Below are 19,588 nucleotides of genomic sequence, written 5' to 3' on the forward strand. Positions count from 1 at the left end.
GGCCCGGGATGTGGAGGATTGACGGGGTGGAGTCACCTGGGCCGAGAACCGGTACACGGTTCGGGCCGTACGAATTGCGATCACTGCTGGGCAAGGGGGGGATGGGCGAGGTATACGAGGCCTACGACACGGTGAAGGACCGGGTGGTGGCGGTCAAGCTGCTGCACGAGGAACTCGCCGGTGACCCCGCCTACCAAGTCCGGTTCCGGCGCGAATCGCAAGCGGCGGCGCGGGTTGCCGAGCCGCACATCGTCCCCATTCACGACTGGGGCGTCATCGACGGCGTGTTGTTCATCGACATGCAACTGGTGCCCGGCGTCGACCTGCGCACGCTGTTGCGTTCGGGAGGTCCGCTGAGTCCGGTTCGCGCGGTGGGCATCATCGAGCAGATCGCGAGCGCGCTGGACGCCGCACACGCGGGCGGCCTGGTGCATCGCGACGTGAAACCGGCGAACATCCTGGTCACCGCGGCGGATTACGCCTTCCTCGCCGACTTCGGCATCGCGCACACCGAGGGCGACAGCGCCGTCACGGTGGTCGGCATGGCCGTCGGCTCCTACATCTATATGGCGCCGGAACGCTTCGACGTCGCCCAGGTCACCGGCCGCGCGGACATCTACTCGCTGTCCTGTGTGCTGCACGAGTGCCTGACGGGGGCATCCCCTTTCCCCGCGGCCAGCATGAATGTGCTGATCCGGTCGCATCTGTCCGATCCGCCGCCGCGGCCGAGCGCGCAGCAGGCGGGCATCCCGGCCGGACTCGACGCGGTGATCAGCCGCGGTATGGCCAAGAACCCGGCCGATCGATGGCCGACCGCGGCCGCGCTGGCGTTGGCCGCGCGGGCCGCGCTCGCCAGCGCGCCCCCGACGAGTACGCCTCCGGGAGGGTCGCCTTCGACCGGCTCCGCTCCGGCGGACGCGCCCGCGGCCAACGTGCCGCCGCCGACCGGACCGATGCTGGTCGTTCGCGCGCCGGGCGCGGTGCCGCCGGAATCGACGGGGGAGATCTCCGCCGTGATCCTGCCCGGCGCGCCGACCGTGGTGCGGCCGACCGAAATCCAGTTCACGACGCTGTCCTCGCCGCAGGAGCCCGCGCCGCCGTTCGGGCCACCCGCGCGCTGGACACCCGAGCAGGGACTGCCGCCGGTGCGGCCGTTCCCCGACGCGCACCTGTACTCGGAGCAGTCCGGGGGGCAGGCGTATTCGGCGCATCCCGGTGGCGGGCCGTATCCGGATCGCGCCGGGGGACAGCAGTATCCGGATCAGCGGCCGTACCCAGGACGACCGGGAAACCAGCCGTATCCAGAGCAGCCCGGCGGGCGGCCGTATTCGGAACAGCCGTTCTCGGATCGGCCTGGGGGACAACCGTATCCAGGGCGACCGGGAAATGAGCCGTACCCGGATCAGCCAGGCGGCCCGCTCTACCCGAATCAGCGTGGGGAACAGCCGTATTCGGACGAGCCCGACGCACCGTTTTCGGGCGGCCGTGGGGCGCACCCGTATGCGGAACCGCCCGTGGACGTGCCGTTCACGGAACATCCAGGGGCGAAGGCGTATTCGCAGAGTGATCCCTACGTAGGCGGGCAAGCGTATTCGGACGCCCCGGGCAACCATCCGCCACCGGCCGACGACAATCCCCCCGATTACTCAGCGACCCAGGCGTATTCGGCCCCGGCCGGGTACTCCGCCCCGGAGGCATATTCCGAGCCCGACGAGTATTACGGATCCGGCGGCTATTCCGCGCACGGCAGCCATGCGCGCCCCGACCATCCGCCGCAGAGCAACTACGCGGCCCAGAGCGAGTACGCGGATCAGGGCTACGCGGACGACTACGACGACTATGAGCCCGAGGAAGATCCATACGCCTCGACCGGCAAGCGCCGATCCGTCCTGCTGCCCATCCTGATCGGTGTGGTGGTGATCGTGGTGGTCGCCGTCGTCGGTGCGATCGGCTGGCAGGTGTTCAGCTCCCGCAACGTCGCACCGCCGACCGAGCAGCAAGCCGGTGCTCCGGTGCCGACCGCGAGCCCGCAGGCCCCGGCACCGGGCAGCTCGTCGGCGCCGCCGGTCGCGTCCAGCCCGGCCAAGCCGACGACGGTCACCCTGCCCGCCGGCGCCAAGCCGTGCATCCAGGGCACCTCGACCTCCGGCACGTTCACCAAGTCCGCCACCGGATCCGCCGCGACGACCTGTGCGTTCGCCGAGGAAGTCCGGCGGGCGTACGCCGAAACCACTACCGCGAACACGGTTTCGCGGGAGGGGCCGCGCACCGTGACGGCGACCAGTCCGGTGACCGGACGGACCTACACGATGAATTGCCTCAGCGAAGGCCAGCTCGTCACATGCAGTGGCGGCGAAAACGCGGTGGTGTATGTATATTGATCGATCCCGTGCGGCTCGAGTGCGAAAAGCATTGGGCTGTGCGGCATTAGCCATGTTCCTGGTGGCCGGATGCGGATCCGGCAGCGACGGTTCCGCCTCGGACGAGACCAGCATTACGGCGGCCGCGTCGCACGCGGACCAGAAGGGCCTGTCCATCACGGTTCCCGGCACCCTGGCCGCCGCCGTCGCCGAGCTACAGGCCGGTGTGCGCGGCAAGGTCGGCATGGCGATCATGCCGGTCGGCGGCGACCAGGTGGTCAGCTTCGGTGACTGGACCTCCGGGCCCGCCTGGTCAACGATGAAGGTGCCGTTGGCCATTGCCGCGTTGCGGCTCAGCGGTGGCAATCCCAGCTACGCCGCGACGGCCGCGATCACCGCCTCCGACAACGCCGCCGCCGACACGCTGTGGCAGTCGCTCGGCGGCAATCAGCAAGCGGCACAGGCGGTGCAGCAGGTACTGCGCGAGGGCGGTGACGCCAAGACCACCGTGCCCGCCACCAGGTCCAGACCCGAGAATTCGGCCTTCGGTCAGGCGGACTGGTCACTCACCGACCAGGTGCGGTTCGCCGCGCACCTGCCGTGCCTGCCGGAGTCGGCGCCCGTGATCAATCTGATGGAACAGATCCAGGCGGCCCAGCGCTGGGGCTTGGGCGCCTTCACCGGCGCCGAGTTCAAAGGCGGTTGGGGTCCGGACACCGCGGGCGCGTATCTGGTCCGGCAGTTCGGATTGATCTCGACCCCGTCGGGACAGATCGCGATCGCGTTCGCCGCGCAGCCGGACTCCGGCGCGTTCTCCGACGGGATGACAATGCTGGACAAGCTGTCCACCGTTATTTCCCAGCACTTGGACGAGCTGTCCGGCGGTCGCTGCCCCGCCTGATCCGCCGGACTTGACCGGGTAACGGGTACCCCTGAGAATCCCGACTTATCGGATGTAGGGCGCCGGGTGCGACGATGTGCCGGGTCGCGCACGTGAGGTGGAGGTGTCGGGGTGGACGGACCGCGAACGAGGATCGGGACTCGATTCGGTCCATACGAGCTGCGCTCGCTGCTGGGCCGCGGCGGCATGGGCGAGGTCTACGAGGCCTACGACACGGTGAAGGACCGGGTCGTCGCGGTCAAGCTGCTGCCGCCCGCGCTGGCGAAAGACCCGATGTTCCAGGAGCGGTTCCGCCGCGAATCGCAGGCGGCCGCGCGGGTGGCCGAACCGCACGTCATCCCGATCCACGACTGGGGCGAGATCGACGACGTGCTCTACATCGACATGCGGCTGGTCCGCGGCCACGATCTGCGTTCGGTGCTGCGCGGCGAGGGGCCGCTGACCCCGGCCCGCGCGATCGGCATCATCGAGCAGATCGGTGCCGCGCTGGACGCCGCGCACGCGGAGGGTCTGGTGCACCGCGACGTCAAGCCCGCCAACATCCTCGTCACCGCGTCGGACTTCGCCTACCTGGCCGACTTCGGCATCGCCAGGTCCGCGAAGGATTCCGAGATGACCGCCACCGGTGCGGCCGCGGTCGGCTCCTACAGCTACATCGCGCCGGAACGCTTCGAGAACGGGCCGATCACCGGCACCGCCGACGTCTATTCGCTCGCCTGCGTCCTGTTCGAATGCCTCACCGGCACACAGCCTTTCCAGGCCAATGAGATGAGTGTGCTCATCCGCTCGCATCTTTCGATGCCGCCGCCGCGCCCGAGCACCATCAGGCGAGGCGTACCAGCGGCATTGGACGAGGTGATCGCGCGCGGCATGGCCAAGCGGCCGACGGACCGCTACTCGACCGCGGGTGGGTTGGCGTCCGCGGCGAAGTCGGCGCTCACCGGGCGGGCGGTGGTCGCGGTGACGGAGTTGCCGACCGACCGGATGGGCTTGGTGCGGCCGAAGGCACCTCCGACGGTGGTGTTCCCGGCCGTCGGGCCCCAGCCGATCGCGAATGTCCCTCCGACGGACGCGATTCCGCGTCGGCCCGGCGACAGTCAACTCGGATCCAGCCGGATCACGCGGCCGCCGGAACCGAGTCGCGAGGTGAGCCGCCGCAGTGAAGTCGTTCGGCGCGAACCCCTTCGGGCCCAGGAGTCGAACCGCGTCGAACGCCCGGATACCAGTCCGCGCCCGGACACGGTGGTGCCCGCCGCGGCGGACAAGCCCGCCGCGACACCGCCGAAGCGCCGGTCCCGCGCCAAGTGGTTCCGGGTGGCCGGTGCGCTGCTCGTCGTGCTCGCGCTCGCGGGCGTCGTCGGCTGGCTCAAGCGTGACGCGTTTACCTCCGGCCCCACCGCCCCGACCCTCGCGCCGGTGCCCGCCACCGCCAGGGGATGCGCGACCAAATACCCGCCCGCGGGCCGCTTCACCTACTCGGCGATCGGCAACGGCGTCACGTCGTGCGACTTTGCCGAGGAACTTCGCAAGGCCTACGGCGAGGGTTCCGACGCCGACGGCCACCGCCAGGTGATCGCGTTCAGCCCGGCCACCCAGCAGAACTACACGATGGAGTGCGTCACCCGCGAAGGCCTGGTCACCTGCACCGGTGGGGACAACGCGTTCGTCTACCTCTACTTCTGACGCTCACGAAAGATCGTGGTCCACCCACGTTTTCCGGTGAATTATCGACGTTCGCCGAACCTCGGAATCTGTCGGTGCCGCCGACACTCGCGTGCCTTCTGAGTGAATCAGCGGCGTGGTACTTACCCAGGCTTCCCGGGGGTCGTCCTGCCATGTGCGGCCGGGCGGGGCAAGATAGCGGCCATGCGCATCGGAGTCTTGACCGGCGGCGGAGACTGCCCTGGACTGAACGCGGTCATCCGTGCCGTCGTTCGCACCGCGAACGGCCGCTACGGCGACGCGATCGTCGGGTTCGAGGACGGTTGGCGCGGTTTATTGGAGGATCGCAAGATCCAGATCCACAACGACGACCGCACCGACCGGCTGCTCACCAAGGGCGGCACCATCCTCGGCACCGCCCGCACCAACCCCGACGTGCTGCGCGCGGGGCTCGGCCAGGTCAAACGGACGCTGGACGACAACGGCATCGACGCGCTCATCCCGATCGGCGGCGAGGGCACGCTCACCGCGGCGAGCTGGCTGTCCGACGAGGGCGTCCCGGTCGTCGGCGTGCCGAAGACCATCGACAACGACATCGACTGCACCGACGTCACTTTCGGCCACGACACCGCGCTCAGCATCGCCAGCGAGGCGATCGACCGGCTGCACACCACCGCGGAATCGCACCAGCGCGTGATGCTGGTCGAGGTGATGGGGCGGCACGCGGGCTGGATCGCGGTGAACGCAGGCATGGCGGCGGGCGCGCATCTGACCCTGGTGCCCGAGGTGCCGTTCGACGTCGACGAGGTGTGCGCCATGATCAAGCGCCGCTTCCAGCGCGGCGACAAGCACTTCATCTGTGTCGTCGCCGAAGGCTCGCATCCCGCCGAGGATTCCGGTTTCGCGTTGCGGGAGGGCGGTATCGACGAATTCGGGCACGAGCGGTTCACCGGTGTCGCCCAGCAGCTCGGCGCGGAGATCGAACGCCGCATCGGCAAGGAGGTCCGCACCACGGTGCTCGGCCACGTGCAACGCGGCGGCAGCCCCACCCCGTACGACCGGGTGCTGGCCACCCGGTTCGGCCTGCACGCCGCCGAGGCGGTGCACGCCGGACAGTTCGGGCAGATGGTCGCGCTGCACGGCAGCAACATCGATCTCGTCCCGCTGGCCGAAGCCACCAAGCAGCTCAAGCGGGTGCCGGACGAGCGCTACCGCGAGGCCGAGGCATTCTTCGGCTGATCGGTCGAATTCGCCAGGGCCACAGCCGATCAGCGCAGCCCCGGCCGTGCCGTCCGGCCCGCCGGGTTACGCTGGCGGGCATGGCCGACTTACACGTCAACGACCTGCCGGAGCCCGACGTCGCCGTGCTGCGCCGTCGGGCCCGCGCCGCCGGACTCCCGCTGCTCGGTTACGTGCGCGAGGAACTGATCGCGCTGGCCGACCGGCGCTGCGCCGACGACACGGTCGTGGAATTCCTCGAGTCCGAGGGCCGCGAACTCATCCCCGAGATCGACACCGCCGCCATCGCCCTCATCGAGATATACGACCTGCCCGCCGCGGCCCTGCGCACCTTCGGCCGCCGCGCCTTCGCCACCGGCCACCCGCTCAGCGACTACGTCCGCCAAGCCCTCATCACCTCCGCCCGCCGCAGCACCTTCGACGACGTGATGCTCGAATTCCACGAAGCCCAAGACCGCGACCCCAGCTTGAACATCGACCTGGAATCCGTCGCCGCCTCGGTCCGTTACGCGCGCGGGGAGTGAGCACCCATGTGACCACCAGCGATGGTCGCCAGGTCGAGCAACCAGAGCCGGAACTCCCGACCGCTGAGCTTCGGCGGCGGATGGCCCGTTTCGCCGATGGACCGAGCGGAGCATCGATCATCGCCGAAATCGACGCAGTCTTCGGTGCAGACCGGTTGGATGACTGAAACCGGGCCTTCTCGGCACTTGCGTGTTTCGCGACCTTGCGTGGCTCTCGGAGTGACGAGTTGCCTTCTGCGCAGAGGTGATTCGGACCGATAGGTCGATGGGTACGCTTCGGTAGCGGATCGGTTCAGCCGGGAGAGGCAGTGTTGGTATCGCCGATATCCGGGGGCATCGGGTGGGCGGTCGTCGGCTATGTCGTGGTCATCGGGGTCGGCAGACTGCTGCTCACCAGGGACACGATCATCGACCAGCTGGTCAATCGGGCGTTGCTGTGGTTTCTGATCGGCTTGATGCTGTATCGGTGCACACCGACGCCGAGCGTCAGCAGTGTGACGAACCAGCTGGCGCTGGGGTGCGTCGTGGTGCTCAGCATGCATCTCTACGGTCTGGCCCGGTTGGGAGAGGCCGGTGCCGATCCGGAAATGACCTGGCGGCGCCAGCGCGTCTACTGCGCGGTCGCGGTGCTCTCGACGGTGGTGACGATGCTCGCCGGTCCATTCGCCGGACAGGGCGGGCGGCTGGTCGAGCACAACCTGAACTGGGGCGGGCTCGTCTTCTGGACTGCGAACAGTGCTCCGCTGATGGCAATGACGCTGGTGTTCAGCCGGTTGTGTATGCGAGAACTGCGCATGGAGAACCCGAGGCCGCTGGTGCGGGCGCTGTACGTGCTGATGCTGCTGGACTTCGTGCCGATCTATCTGGATGTTGTGCTCTGCGCGGGCGAAATGAACTTGGGGTGGCAGCTGCGTTATCCACATATCGTTCGGGAAGAAGTCGCCTTCGTCATCATCGGCGGCGTCGCCACCACGCTCGTCGCGGGCCCGATGGTCGGCCATCTGATGGAACTCGCGGGCCTGGATCGTGACGGCCGAATCTGCCACCGCCTGCGGCCGCTGTGGCGAGACGTCACCGGCGCGGTACCGGAGATCGTGATGTACCCGGCCGCCGGCGGGCTGTCCCGGCGCGACACGACCGCCCGCCTGCTGCGCATGACCGTCGAGATACGTGACGCGCTACTGCATCTCGGTCCCTACCTGGCCGCCATGCCACCCGGTGCGGGGCCCTCGGTGGCCCACCAGGACGGATCCGAGGTGCGGCTGAGGGATTACGCCTGCCGTCTTGCGGAGGCGGCTCGTGCACGGCGGACGGGAGCCGTGCCGCCCGGCTCAGTGGTTGTGCCGCAACCCATTCCGGCCGCGCAGGATTTCGACACCGAACTCCGCCAGCTGCTGGACCTGGCTCGGGTCTGGCCTGCTCGCACCGGGACAGTCCCCGCGTCGGCGGCACGCGTTCGAGCGAGGTTGTCACCGGCGGTCGGTACTGTTGATTCATGCGCACTGGGCGACTGATCGCGTTGGTCTTGTTCGTTGTCGGTGTGCTGGTCGCGGGTTGCTCGTCGGACTCGAACCCGCCGGAGCCGACCACCGGTGACTGGCACGGGGACATCGAGATCCCTGGTGGGCCGCTCGCGGTCGGCGTGACGTTCACCGGCAAGGACACGGCGACCATCGATATCCCGTTGCGGGGCATGACCGGCACGCAGTTGAAGGACGTGCAGTCCAGCCGCGAGGGGGTGTCCTTCGCGATCGCCGATGTCCCCGGCGACCCGAAATTCCACGGCACCTACGACCAGGGCGCCGATCGGATCGCGGGTGACTTCACCCAGAGCGGAAAGACATTCAAGCTGTCGCTGCAGCGCGGCAAGATCGCTCCGCTGAATCGTCCGCAAACGCCGAAGGAGCCGTTCCCGTACAAATCCGAGGACGTCACCTATCGCAGCGGCGACATCGCCATCGCGGGCACGCTGACCAAGCCCGAGGGCAGCGGCCCGTTCCCCGCGGTCCTGCTGATCACCGGCAGCGGACCGCAGGATCGCAACGAAGAACTGTTCGGCCACAAGCCTTTCCTGCTGGTCGCGGACACGCTGACGCGCGCGGGCTACGCCGTCTTGCGCTCCGATGACCGAGGCGTCGGCGGGACCGGCGGAAAGCTGGGCGACGCGAATTACCCGGACCTGTCCAATGACGCGGCAGCAGGCGTCGGATTCCTGCGTGGCCGCCCGGACATCGACCCGACGCGCGTCGGACTGTTCGGGCACAGCGAAGGCGGTTATCTTGCGCCGCTGGTGGCCTCGCGTCCCGACAGCGGTGTCGCGTTCGCCATCCTGATGGCCGGTCCGGGTGTGCCGGGCGCCGATGTGCTGGTCGAGCAGACCCGATTGATTGCCGCCGCCGGTGGTGCCCCCGCCGACGAGGTGGACACTCAGGTGCGGCAAACCACTGAGCTGGCAGCCATTTTGAAGGTGGGTGACCTGGCGGGTGCGAAGGACGTGGCGCGCAAGCAGAACGCCGCCTTGCCGCCCGAGAAGCGTGCCCCCGAGTCCGAGGTGGACGCCAGAATCAACCCGTACCTGGCCGCCCTGGTCTCCTACGATCCGGCACCGGCGCTGAAGGCCCTGCGCATTCCGGTGCTCGCGTTCTACGGCGGGAACGACCTCCAGGTACCACCCAGCCAGAGCGAACAACCGATGCGCGACAACCTCGCCGCCGACCCCGACGCGACCGTCCACGTGTTCCCCGGCCTCAACCACCTGATGCAACCCACCAAGACCGGCCTGCCCAGCGAGTACAGCAGCATCGAGACGACCGTCTCGCCGGAGGTCCTCACCTTCGTCACGGGCTGGTTGACCCAGCGCATCCAGCCGAAGTAGGCGGCGAGGAGCCCGTGTGCTCCCGCGCGGAGCTGTACATAGAATGTTCGGCATGAGTGCACCCACCCTCGACTTGATGGACTACTCGGATGTCATCGCCCGCTTCGAGCCGGTGCTTGGCCTGGAGGTCCACGTCGAGCTGAACACCGCGACCAAAATGTTCTGTGGCTGCCCGACCGAATTCGGTGCCGATCCGAACACCCAGGTGTGCCCGGTGTGCCTCGGCCTGCCCGGCGCGCTGCCGGTGGTCAACGAAAAGGGTGTGGAGTCGGCGATCCGCATCGGCCTGGCGCTGAACTGTTCGATCACGCCGTGGGGACGGTTCGCCCGGAAGAACTACTTCTACCCGGATCAGCCGAAGAACTACCAGATCAGCCAGTACGACGAGCCGATCGCCACGGAGGGCCACCTCGACGTGCTGCTCGACGACGGCAGCACCTTCCGGGTGGAGATCGAGCGCGCGCACATGGAGGAGGACACCGGCAAGTCGACGCACGTCGGCGGTGCCACCGGCCGCATCCACGGCGCCAGCCACTCGCTGCTCGACTACAACCGGGCCGGCGTGCCGCTGGTCGAGATCGTCACCAAGCCGATCACCGGCGCGGGCGAGCGCGCGCCCGAGGTGGCGCGGGCGTACGTGACCGCGCTGCGCGAGGTGCTGAAGTCGCTCGGTGTGTCCGATGTGAAGATGGAGCAGGGTTCGCTGCGCTGCGACGCCAACGTGTCGCTGATGGAGATCGGTGCCAAGGAATTCGGTACCCGCACCGAGACCAAGAACGTGAACTCGCTCAAGAGCGTCGAGGTCGCCGTCCGGTTCGAGATGCGCCGCCAGGGCGCCGTGCTCGCGCACGGCGGCACCATCGTGCAGGAGACGAGGCACTTCCACGAGTCCGACGGCTCCACCTCGTCGGGCCGGATCAAGGAAACCTCCGAGGACTACCGCTACTTCCCCGAGCCGGACCTGGAACCCGTTGCGCCGGAAGCGGAGTGGGTCGAGCAGCTGCGCGGCACCATCCCGGAATACCCGTGGCTGCGCCGGACCCGCATCCAGTCCGACTGGAACCTGTCCGACGAGGTGATGCGCGACCTGGTCAACGCGGGCGCCCTCGATCTGATCATCGCGACCGTCGACGCGGGTGCTTCCGCGGGCGAGGCGCGCTCCTGGTGGGTCAACTACCTCACCGAAAAGGCCAAGGAGCGCGAGGTTTCGCTGGAGGACCTGCCGATCACCCCCGCGCAGGTGGCCGAGGTGATCAAGCTGGTCGAGGCGAAGACCGTCAACAACAAGGTCGCCAAGCAGGTCGTCGACTTCGTGCTGGCCGGTGAGGGCGAGCCCGCCCAGATCATCGAGTCCAAGGGCCTCGGCATGGTCAGCGACGACAGCGCCCTGCAGTCCGAGGTGGAGAAGGCGCTCGCTGCCAACCCCGACATCGCCGAGAAGATCCGTTCCGGCAAGGTCCAGGCCGCAGGCAAGATCGTCGGCGACGTCATGAAGGCCACCCGCGGCCAGGCCGACGCGGCGCGCGTCCGCGAGCTGGTGCTGGCCGCCTGCAGCTGAGGTGCTCAGCGCGTTGCTGTTCGGGTACAGCGCCGACTGAACCTGTTCGCGCACAACCGATAGCGCAAAGGGCCGACTCCGCGGAGTCGGCCCTTTGTCGTTCGCCCCGCAGACTAGTCCGGGCCGTTGCCACCGGCCTGCGGCGGCGGAATACGCACTACCCGATCATCATTCGGGGTCGGCTGGCCGTCGGTCTTGTTGACGGTGCCGACCCAGATGGTGCCGTCCGCGCCGACCGCGGCGCCGCCGAGCTGGCCGTACTTGTCCTGCGCGACCAGGGTCGGCGCGGCGGTAACCGCGTGGGTGGTCGCGTCGGCCGCCGCGATGGCGAGGGCCTTGACCTTGGTGAGTGCGATCGCGACGCCGTCGGTCGCGGCGGCGCAGCCCGCGACACCGGGACGGTCCGGCCAGGTCCACGCGGTGGTGACCACACCGTCGGCGCCGAGCCGCTGCAGCCGGTCCTCGACGGCGGTGCGGTCGGTGATCCAGACGCTGTCTTTGCTGTCCCGGCAGACATCACCCGCGACCCCGATGCCCGACACCGCGACCTCCGCGGTGGCGCCCGGCGCGGGGGAGTTCACCCGCAACAGCTTGCCCGCCAGCGAGGACGGGGAGTTCGCGGCACCGGGATTGCCCGCGTCGCCGGTGAGCACCAGCATCTGGGTCGGCGTGGCGAAGTCGATGGCGCCGTGGTTTCCGCTGGGCCCCTTCGGAATTCCGGTCAGGATATCCTTGGGCGCACCACCGCCGGGGGCGATGCGGACCACCCGATTGTCGCTGGGCGTGGTGATGTAGGCGTAGATCAGCCCGTCCTCCTGGAAGGTCGGGGAGAGCGCGATGTCGTTGAGCCCGCCGTCACTGGAGCCGTCCACATCCACCCGCGCGAACTCCGACGGCGGCGTATCCGGCGCCACCTTGAGGATGCGTCCGGTGCGCCGCTCGGCGACCAGCGCGCCGTCGCCGAGTGCGACCAATCCACCCGTGGTGTCCAGGCAGGTCGCCACCACCGCCGGATCCGGGTCGATGCATGGCCCACTGGGCCGGGTGGTCGACGTCGGCGGCTGCGACGGTTTCTTCGGGTCGATGTTCGCCCCGTGCAGCGTCGGCTCCGGCGTGAACGGGCTCGACGCCGAATCATCGAACCGCGCACATCCGGTCACCAGGACCGATCCGAGCGCCAAGCTCACCGCAACGCGACCAACGACAACCAACCTCATAGCTCAGACGTTACGGAAAACCGTCCGGCACCGCCCCTCCGGCCCACCGATGCGGGCCAACGGGTTTTGCTGACATCGGCCGGTGCCGTCCTATGTCCCGCAAAATCCCTGGCGTCTACCGGCATGGCTTGTACTCAGCACAAATGCCAATTGCGACAGAAGCGGCACGTTCACCGGCTCGTGTCAGCGGAAATTTGTCGACCACCACGCCGTGGTGTTAGGGGCCCGCTGTAGGGCGGCGCAGCATAGGGTATTGGCCGTGACCGAGAAGCCGAAAGACACATCCGACCCCTCGGCGGCCCGCAGTATTGTGCCGTCCACGGCTGAGCAGTCGGCGGTGTCGTCCACCGGTCGAGGTGTGAGTTCTCCTTTTGATTCGCCGACCGAGCAGTTTCCCAAGTTGACCAAGGACGTCCCGCGCACCGACGACGAACTCGGCCTCGACCCGCAGGTGCCGTCGGTCGGCGACTCGCCGGACGCGCCCCCCGCCTACGCCTACGCCAGCATCCCGCCCGCCGCGAACGCGCCGAACGAGACCGGCAGGCTGCGCCGCCGCAACGGCGACAGTCGCCGCGGCACACTGGATTTCGGCCTGTTCCTGCTGCGCCTGATCGTCGGCGGCGTCTTCATCTATCACGGCCTGCAGAAGCTGACCGGCTGGTTCAACGGCCCCGGCCTCGACGGCACCCGCGACATGATGGCCAGCGGCGGCTGGGACCACCAGACGCTGGCCGCCATTCTGGTCACCATCGGCGAACTCGGCGGCGGCGTCCTACTCGTCCTCGGCCTGGCCACCCCGTTCGCCGCGGGCGCGGTGCTCGCGGTCATCCTCGACGCCTGGGCCTGGAAGCAGGGCATGATCCCCGGCTTCCAGTTCAAGGCCGCGGTCCCCACCGGCGTCGAACTCGAAAGCATTCTCGCGGGCACCGCCGCCGTCATCATCCTGACGGGCCCCGGCCGCTGGGCCTTCGACCGCAACCGAGGCTGGGCCACCCGCCCCTTTGCCGGGTCCTTCGTCATCCTGGTGCTGGCCGTCGCCGCCGCCATCGGCACCTACTGGTACCTCCACGGCGGCAACCCATTCACCGGCATCGGCCCGTTCGACTAACCTGCCCGACCCCCAAACCTCCGGCGCCCCTCGCACTCCCGAGGGGCGCCGTTCGTCTATCCGGCGTCGAATGGGACATCGCCGAAGCAAATATCGAGTGGCGGCTCGCCACGTGCCGTTCGTCACCACACGACGCCGGTTGGCTGGGTCGAGCGGAGTGTGGCTGCGGCATTGTCGTGCCGCCCATCACGTTTCGTTCGCTGACTCGTGTATGTCCTCGCGGAAGCATGCGTGGTACGCGGCTGCGGTAAACATCGAGTAGCGCTCTCCCCTGTGTACCGCTGACGGTGCGGCAGAAGTGGAGCGGAGGGTCTGCTTTGGGGGAGAACACGATCCGGCGCCCTTCGGGGAAAGGGCGCCGGATGGGTGGTTGGGGTTGAGGTGTGCTTACGGCACGTGGCGGACGGCCCCCTTGTCGGCGGAGGTAGCCAGCGCGGCGTAGGCGCGCAGGGCGGTGGTGACGGTGCGGTCGCGGTTGAGCGGGTGCCAAGGCCGTTCAGAGGCTTCCATTTTGGCGCGACGCTCGGCGAGCACGGCGTCGTCGACGAGGACCTCGAGGGCTCGGGTGCTGACGTCGATGCGGATCTGGTCGCCGGTTTCGATCAGACCGATGGTGCCGCCGCTGGCCGCCTCGGGGGAGATGTGGCCGATGGACAGGCCCGAGGTGCCGCCGGAGAAGCGACCATCGGTGATCAGCGCGCACTGCTTGCCGAGACCGGCGCCCTTCAGGAAGGCGGTGGGGTGCAACATCTCCTGCATGCCCGGACCGCCCGCGGGACCCTCGTAGCGGACCACGAGCACGTCACCCGCCTTGATCTTCTTGCCGAGGATGGCCGAAACGGCTTCCTCCTGGGATTCCACGACGAGCGCGGGCCCCTGGAAGGTGAACAGCTCCTCATCGATGCCCGCGGTCTTGAGCACGGCACCGTCGGGAGCGATGTTGCCGCGCAACACAACCAGGCCACCCTCCCGGGTGTAGGCGTGCTCGAAATCGCGGATGCAGCCGCCGGCGGCATCGGTGTCGAGCGAGGACCAGCGGTTCTCGGTGGAGAACGGCTCGATCGTGCGCACGCCACCCGGCGCGGCGTGGAACAGCTCGATCGCTTCCTCAGAGGCCTTGCCGGAGCGGATATCCCAGGCGTCGAGCCACTCGTCGAAGCTGCGCGTGTGCACGGTGCTGACGTCGGTTTCCAGCAGGCCTGCGCGCCGCAGCTCGCCGAGGATGGCGGGGATGCCGCCGGCCCGGTGCACGTCTTCCATGTGGTAGTCGGAGTTGGGTGACACCTTCGACAGGGTCGGCACCCGGCGGCTGGTCTCCTCGATGGTGTGCAGATCGAAGTCGACCTCACCCTCCTGCGCGGCCGCGAGGGTGTGCAGCACCGTGTTGGTGGAGCCGCCCATCGCCACGTCGAGCGCCATCGCGTTGCGGAAAGCCTTGGCGTTGGCCACGTTCCGCGGCAGCACGGACGCGTCGTCCTCGCGGTACCAGCGGTTGGCGATGTCGACCACCACGGTGCCCGCCCGCTCGAACAACGACCGGCGCGCGGCATGGGTGGCCAGCGTAGAACCGTTGCCGGGCAACGCGAGTCCGAGCGCCTCGGTGAGGCAGTTCATCGAGTTCGCGGTGAACATGCCCGAGCACGAGCCGCAGGTCGGGCACGCGGACCGCTCGACCTCGCTCAAACCCTCTTCGGACACAGCCTGGTTCGCGCTCGCGGAGATCGCGGTGATCAGGTCGGTCGGCGCCTGCGCGACACCGCCGACGACGACGGCCTTACCGGCCTCCATCGGCCCGCCGGACACGAACACCGTCGGAATGTTCAGTCGCATAGCGGCATTCAGCATGCCCGGGGTGATCTTGTCGCAGTTGGAGATGCACACCAGCGCGTCGGCGGTGTGCGCGTTCACCATGTATTCGACCGAGTCGGCGATGATTTCGCGCGACGGCAGCGAGTAGAGCATGCCGCCGTGACCCATCGCGATGCCGTCGTCGACCGCGATGGTGTGGAACTCTCGTGGCACGCCGCCCGCGGCGCGCACCGCCTCGGCCACGATCTCGCCGACGTTCTTCAAGTGCACGTGGCCGGGCACGAACTGGGTGTAGGAGTTCGAGATGGCGACGATCGGCTTGCCGAAGTCGGAGTCGGTCATGCCGGTGGCGCGCCAGAGTGCGCGGGCGCCTGCGGCATTGCGGCCGACGGTGGTGGTGCGTGAACGAAGCGGTGGCATTGATGGTCCTCGATCTGGGGTCGCGGGGGCTGGGGTGCGACTGCGCAGAGTTAGCTCGGCGGCCGCTCCACGGTACTCCCGCGTGGGTATCGGCCTACCTGCCGGTCAGTGCGGCTCGTGGCCGTCGCCGGTGAACCGTTCTCGGTGTCAGTCCGTGCTGGTGTCGCCGCGAAGGGTGTTCGTCGACGCTGACGGTGTCGCCGGAGTTGCCGGGCCGTCGGGCAGCGGTGTGCGAGCCGGAGATCGGTCCTCCCGACACGGGCACTGCTTCGCCGACAACATCCTACCGGCGGTGATTGTTCCTGAAACCGGCGCGCGTGCCGCCTGCGCCGGTCAGGTGACGGCGGCGAGCCGGCTACTTCGTGGTGTCTTCGCCGCCATCGCTGGTGGCCGGACTGTCGGTCGCGGTCCCGTCGGTGTCTGCCTCGGCCACGTCGTCGGTGCTGTCCTCCGTCGCGGCCTCGTCCGACTTCGGCGCGGCAGGCGGCACCGCGTACGGATCCGGGATGCGGCCCTGCGACGCGAGCGCGAGATCACGCACCCGGTCGTAACTCACCGCGGGCAATTTCATCTCGGTGCCGTCGATCAGATCCGCTCGGACGTATCCACGTTTCGGGATACGCACACCCTTCAGCTGAGACCAGTCGAGGTGTCGCGACCCGAAAACCGTCCGTAAATCCAGCCCGGATTCGGAGACCGTGGTCTGCGTCCGCAGCACCCACACAGTCACCGCCACGGGAATCAGCAGCAACCACCACAATCCGATCGGCCAGCCGACGAACATGAAGAACACGCACATGAACAGGATGAACACGCCTAGGAAGGCCAGGCGTGGGATGCGGATCACAGTGGCGGCCGAGCCGCCACCCGTGTCCGATCCCTCGGGCGCGGTGTGGGACGATTTAGCCGGTGGCACGGACTGATGCGGTGATGACACACCACCATCCTCGCATCCTGGTGAAGGACCCAAGCAGCCGCACTATCCCACATAATGGGACCTGTTTGACTCTTCGGCTCACGCACACATACCGTCATGCGCGTGAATCGAAACGAGCTTCTCGTAATCGGCCGGCGCGTCCAGCGTTGAGCCTGACTATCTGAGTCGAATACGTCAGCTCGCGTTGCGACGCGCCACCCTCGAACAGCCATGCGCTGTCGGGGGCTTTTTTGTGTTCGGGTGAATATCCGCACGTGGCAAGTCGCAAGACACCGCATGTCAGATACAAATCCGGGGTCAGAACGACAAGCAGTTAGGAACGAAGACGGTGAGTGCACCAACCGCACGGCCCGGGCCATCGGCCCGCAGGCCAGCGCCCTCGGCTAATCAGCCGGCAGCGCCCGCTGGCAGTTCGACGACGTCGGCCAACCGCCGCCAGCTCCCGCCCGAGCGGGTCACCGGCGCGCAGTCGGTCGTCCGCACGCTCGAGGAGCTCGGCGTCGACACCGTATTCGGCATTCCCGGCGGCGCGATTCTCCCGGTCTACGACCCGCTGTTCGACTCGACCAAGGTGCGCCACGTGCTGGTCAGGCACGAGCAGGGCGCGGGCCACGCCGCGACCGGTTATGCCCAGGCCACCGGCAAGGTCGGCGTCTGCATGGCGACCTCGGGTCCCGGCGCGACCAACCTGGTCACGCCGATCGCCGACGCGCAGATGGACTCGGTGCCGATCGTCGCGATCACCGGCCAGGTCGGCCGCGGCCTGATCGGCACGGACGCCTTCCAGGAGGCGGACATCTCCGGCATCACCATGCCGATCACCAAGCACAACTTCCTCATCACCGAGGGCATCGACATCCCGCGGATCATCGCCGAGGCGTTCTACCTGGCCTCCACCGGTCGCCCGGGCGCCGTGCTCGTCGACATCCCGAAGGACGTGCTGCAGATGCAGACGACCTTCAGCTGGCCGCCGGAGATGCGGCTGCCCGGCTACCGCCCGGTCACCAAGCCGCACGGCAAGCAGGTGCGCGAAGCCGCCCGGATGATCTTGGAAGCCAAGTCGCCCGTGCTCTACGTCGGTGGCGGCGTGATCAAGGCCGATGCCTCGCCCGAGCTGCTCGAGCTGGCCGAGATGACCGGCATCCCGGTGGTCACCACGCTGATGGCGCGCGGCGCGTTCCCGGACAGCCACCAGCTCAACATGGGCATGCCCGGCATGCACGGCACGGTGGGAGCCGTTGCGGCACTGCAGCGCTCGGATCTGCTGATCACCCTCGGCGCCCGCTTCGACGACCGGGTCACCGGCCAGCTCGACTCGTTCGCGCCGGACGCGCGGGTGATCCACGCCGACATCGACCCGGCCGAGATCGGCAAGAACCGGCACGCGGACGTGCCGATCGTCGGCGACTGCCGCGAGGTGATCGTCGAGCTGATCGAGACGTTGAAGGCGGACCCGGCGGCCAAGTCTCCGCTGCTCGACCTCACCGAATGGTGGAAGTACCTCGACGGCATCCGCAAGAGCTACCCGCTCGGCTGGACCAAGCCAAGCGACGGCTCGCTCTCGCCCGAGTTCGTCATCGAGGCGCTCGGCCGCCTGGCCGGACCCGACGCCATCTACTGTGCCGGCGTCGGCCAGCACCAGATGTGGGCCGCGCAGTTCATCAAGTACGAAAAGCCGCGCACCTGGCTGAATTCCGGCGGTCTCGGCACCATGGGCTACGCCGTCCCGGCCGCCATGGGCGCCAAGATGGGCGCGCCGGACAAAGAGGTGTGGGCGGTCGACGGTGACGGCTGCTTCCAGATGACCAACCAGGAGTTGGCCACCTGTGCCGTCGAGGGCGTGCCGATCAAGGTCGCGTTGATCAACAACGGCAACCTCGGCATGGTCCGCCAGTGGCAGACGCTGTTCTACCAGGAGCGTTACTCCAACACCGACCTCGGCACGCACACCCTGCGCATCCCCGACTTCGTGAAGCTCGCGGAAGCCCTCGGCTGCGTCGGCATCCGGGTGGAGCGCGAGGAGGACGTGGAGGACGCGATCCGGCAGGCGCAGGCCATCACCGACCGTCCCGTGGTGATCGACTTCATCGTCGGCAAGGACGCCCAGGTGTGGCCGATGGTCGCCGCGGGCACCAGCAACGACGAGATCATGGCCGCCCACGGCATCCGCCCGCTGTTCGACGACGACGAGCAGGCCGCCGAGCCCGCCGTCATCCACGAGGCGATGTCGCACGAGAAGAACAAGGTGACTGAGGCATGAGCACCACGCATACCCTGAGCGTCCTCGTGGAGGACAAGCCGGGTGTCCTTGCTCGAGTGGCGGCGCTGTTCTCCCGGCGCGGCTTCAACATCGAATCGCTCGCGGTCGGCGGCACCGAGATTCCGGAGATCTCCCGGATGACCATCGTCGTCACCGTCGAGGACCTGCCGCTCGAGCAGGTCACCAAGCAGCTCAACAAGCTGATCAACGTCATCAAGATCGTGGAGCAGGATTCCGACAGCTCGGTGGCCCGCGAACTGATCCTGGTGAAGGTCCGCGCCGATGCCAGCGTGCGGACCCAGGTGATCGAGGCGGTTACGCTCTTCCGGGCGAAAGTGATCGACGTCTCCCCGGACGCGCTCACCGTCGAGGCGACCGGAACCCGGTCCAAGCTCGACGCGCTGCTGCGCATGCTGGAACCGTACGGAATCCGGGAGATCGTGCAGTCCGGTGTCGTCGCGGTCGGCCGTGGTCCGAAATCGATCACCGCGACTCGCTAGCGCTCGCCGCGGTGCCCGCGCTGTGTTCTTTGGGTCAGCCCAAAGGGCGGGCTGACCGGCTAGCGCTCGCCGCGGTGCCCGCGCTGTGTTCTTTGGGTCAGCCCAAAGGGCGGGCTGACCGGCTAGCGCTCGCCGCGGTGCCCGCGCTGTTTTTTGCTAAATCGCTTCCAACTAAACAACTTTCAGACCTAAGCAAAGTATCCAGAAGGGAACCAACC

General features: G+C 68.2%; 14 protein-coding genes. 11 read left to right on the forward strand and 3 right to left on the reverse strand.

The annotated features are described in order from the left end of the window. Window positions 1-8 precede the first annotated feature (8 nt). The 8 genes from ACIBCN_RS14800 to gatB all read left to right on the forward strand — a co-directional run bounded on the left by ACIBCN_RS14800 (window position 9) and on the right by gatB (window position 11,119). Window positions 9-2,381: a protein kinase gene (locus ACIBCN_RS14800; RefSeq protein WP_396992073.1), complete on the forward strand. Its 2,373-nt coding sequence runs from the start codon at window positions 9-11 to the stop codon at window positions 2,379-2,381. A gap of 19 nt (window positions 2,382-2,400) precedes the next feature. Further along, window positions 2,401-3,261: a hypothetical protein gene (locus ACIBCN_RS14805; protein ID WP_396992075.1), complete on the forward strand. Its 861-nt coding sequence runs from the start codon at window positions 2,401-2,403 to the stop codon at window positions 3,259-3,261. A gap of 111 nt (window positions 3,262-3,372) precedes the next feature. Next, window positions 3,373-4,944 (forward strand): protein kinase, encoded by a 1,572-nt coding sequence (locus ACIBCN_RS14810; RefSeq protein WP_396992077.1) that lies wholly within the window; start codon window positions 3,373-3,375, stop codon window positions 4,942-4,944. Between the two features lie 183 nt (window positions 4,945-5,127). Continuing rightward, window positions 5,128-6,162 carry an ATP-dependent 6-phosphofructokinase gene (locus ACIBCN_RS14815; RefSeq protein WP_396992078.1) on the forward strand — a complete coding sequence of 345 codons (1,035 nt, stop codon included), beginning with the start codon at window positions 5,128-5,130 and terminating at the stop codon, window positions 6,160-6,162. Between the two features lie 80 nt (window positions 6,163-6,242). Further along, on the forward strand, window positions 6,243-6,686 hold the full coding sequence (locus ACIBCN_RS14820) for a hypothetical protein (protein ID WP_396992079.1): 444 nt from the start codon (window positions 6,243-6,245) through the stop codon (window positions 6,684-6,686). Window positions 6,687-6,994: 308 nt separating this feature from the next. Continuing rightward, window positions 6,995-8,200 carry an MAB_1171c family putative transporter gene (locus ACIBCN_RS14825; protein WP_396992080.1) on the forward strand — a complete coding sequence of 402 codons (1,206 nt, stop codon included), beginning with the start codon at window positions 6,995-6,997 and terminating at the stop codon, window positions 8,198-8,200. Next, window positions 8,182-9,561 carry an alpha/beta hydrolase family protein gene (locus ACIBCN_RS14830; RefSeq protein WP_396992081.1) on the forward strand — a complete coding sequence of 460 codons (1,380 nt, stop codon included), beginning with the start codon at window positions 8,182-8,184 and terminating at the stop codon, window positions 9,559-9,561. The genes ACIBCN_RS14825 and ACIBCN_RS14830 overlap by 19 nt, the downstream gene beginning before the upstream one ends. Before the next feature lie 52 nt (window positions 9,562-9,613). After that, the gene (gene gatB, locus ACIBCN_RS14835; RefSeq protein ID WP_396992082.1) at window positions 9,614-11,119 is read left to right on the forward strand and encodes an Asp-tRNA(Asn)/Glu-tRNA(Gln) amidotransferase subunit GatB; all 1,506 of its coding nucleotides are present in this window, start codon (window positions 9,614-9,616) and stop codon (window positions 11,117-11,119) included. 113 nt (window positions 11,120-11,232) lie between these two features. Here the strand turns inward: gatB and ACIBCN_RS14840 are convergent, their stop codons facing one another. Beyond that, window positions 11,233-12,336 carry a PQQ-dependent sugar dehydrogenase gene (locus ACIBCN_RS14840; RefSeq protein WP_396992083.1) on the reverse strand — a complete coding sequence of 368 codons (1,104 nt, stop codon included), beginning with the start codon at window positions 12,334-12,336 and terminating at the stop codon, window positions 11,233-11,235. 259 nt (window positions 12,337-12,595) lie between these two features. On the opposite strand from ACIBCN_RS14840, the gene ACIBCN_RS14845 reads away from it, so the two are divergent. After that, window positions 12,596-13,444 (forward strand): DoxX family membrane protein, encoded by an 849-nt coding sequence (locus ACIBCN_RS14845; protein ID WP_396992084.1) that lies wholly within the window; start codon window positions 12,596-12,598, stop codon window positions 13,442-13,444. Between the two features lie 387 nt (window positions 13,445-13,831). On the opposite strand, the gene ilvD is transcribed toward ACIBCN_RS14845, so the two are convergent. Next, window positions 13,832-15,673: a dihydroxy-acid dehydratase gene (gene ilvD, locus ACIBCN_RS14850; RefSeq protein WP_396992085.1), complete on the reverse strand. Its 1,842-nt coding sequence runs from the start codon at window positions 15,671-15,673 to the stop codon at window positions 13,832-13,834. A 355-nt stretch (window positions 15,674-16,028) separates the two neighbouring features. After that, window positions 16,029-16,610: a PH domain-containing protein gene (locus ACIBCN_RS14855; protein WP_396992086.1), complete on the reverse strand. Its 582-nt coding sequence runs from the start codon at window positions 16,608-16,610 to the stop codon at window positions 16,029-16,031. Between the two features lie 328 nt (window positions 16,611-16,938). On the opposite strand from ACIBCN_RS14855, the gene ACIBCN_RS14860 reads away from it, so the two are divergent. Further along, window positions 16,939-18,870 (forward strand): acetolactate synthase large subunit, encoded by a 1,932-nt coding sequence (locus ACIBCN_RS14860; protein ID WP_396992087.1) that lies wholly within the window; start codon window positions 16,939-16,941, stop codon window positions 18,868-18,870. Continuing rightward, a complete protein-coding gene (ilvN, locus tag ACIBCN_RS14865) occupies window positions 18,867-19,370 on the forward strand; it encodes an acetolactate synthase small subunit (RefSeq protein WP_396992088.1) in 504 nt (167 codons plus the stop codon). Before ACIBCN_RS14860 ends, ilvN begins: the two co-directional genes overlap by 4 nt. Window positions 19,371-19,588: the final 218 nt, after the last annotated feature.

Origin of the sequence: Nocardia sp. NPDC051052 (assembly GCF_044456045.1) — a bacterium.
GTDB lineage: Bacteria > Actinomycetota > Actinomycetes > Mycobacteriales > Mycobacteriaceae > Nocardia.

What these genes read in the sequence shown, in the direction of transcription:
- ACIBCN_RS14800 (WP_396992073.1), top strand. Translation starts at nt 9, where the DNA reads ATGTGGAGGATTGACGGGGTGGAGTCACCTGGGCCGAGAACCGGTACA.
- ACIBCN_RS14815 (WP_396992078.1), top strand. Translation starts at nt 5,128, where the DNA reads ATGCGCATCGGAGTCTTGACCGGCGGCGGAGACTGCCCTGGACTGAAC.
- ACIBCN_RS14820 (WP_396992079.1), top strand. Translation starts at nt 6,243, where the DNA reads ATGGCCGACTTACACGTCAACGACCTGCCGGAGCCCGACGTCGCCGTG.
- ACIBCN_RS14830 (WP_396992081.1), top strand. Translation starts at nt 8,182, where the DNA reads ATGCGCACTGGGCGACTGATCGCGTTGGTCTTGTTCGTTGTCGGTGTG.
- gatB (WP_396992082.1), top strand. Translation starts at nt 9,614, where the DNA reads ATGAGTGCACCCACCCTCGACTTGATGGACTACTCGGATGTCATCGCC.
- ACIBCN_RS14840 (WP_396992083.1), bottom strand. Translation starts at nt 12,336, where the DNA reads ATGAGGTTGGTTGTCGTTGGTCGCGTTGCGGTGAGCTTGGCGCTCGGA.
- ilvD (WP_396992085.1), bottom strand. Translation starts at nt 15,673, where the DNA reads ATGCCACCGCTTCGTTCACGCACCACCACCGTCGGCCGCAATGCCGCA.
- ilvN (WP_396992088.1), top strand. Translation starts at nt 18,867, where the DNA reads ATGAGCACCACGCATACCCTGAGCGTCCTCGTGGAGGACAAGCCGGGT.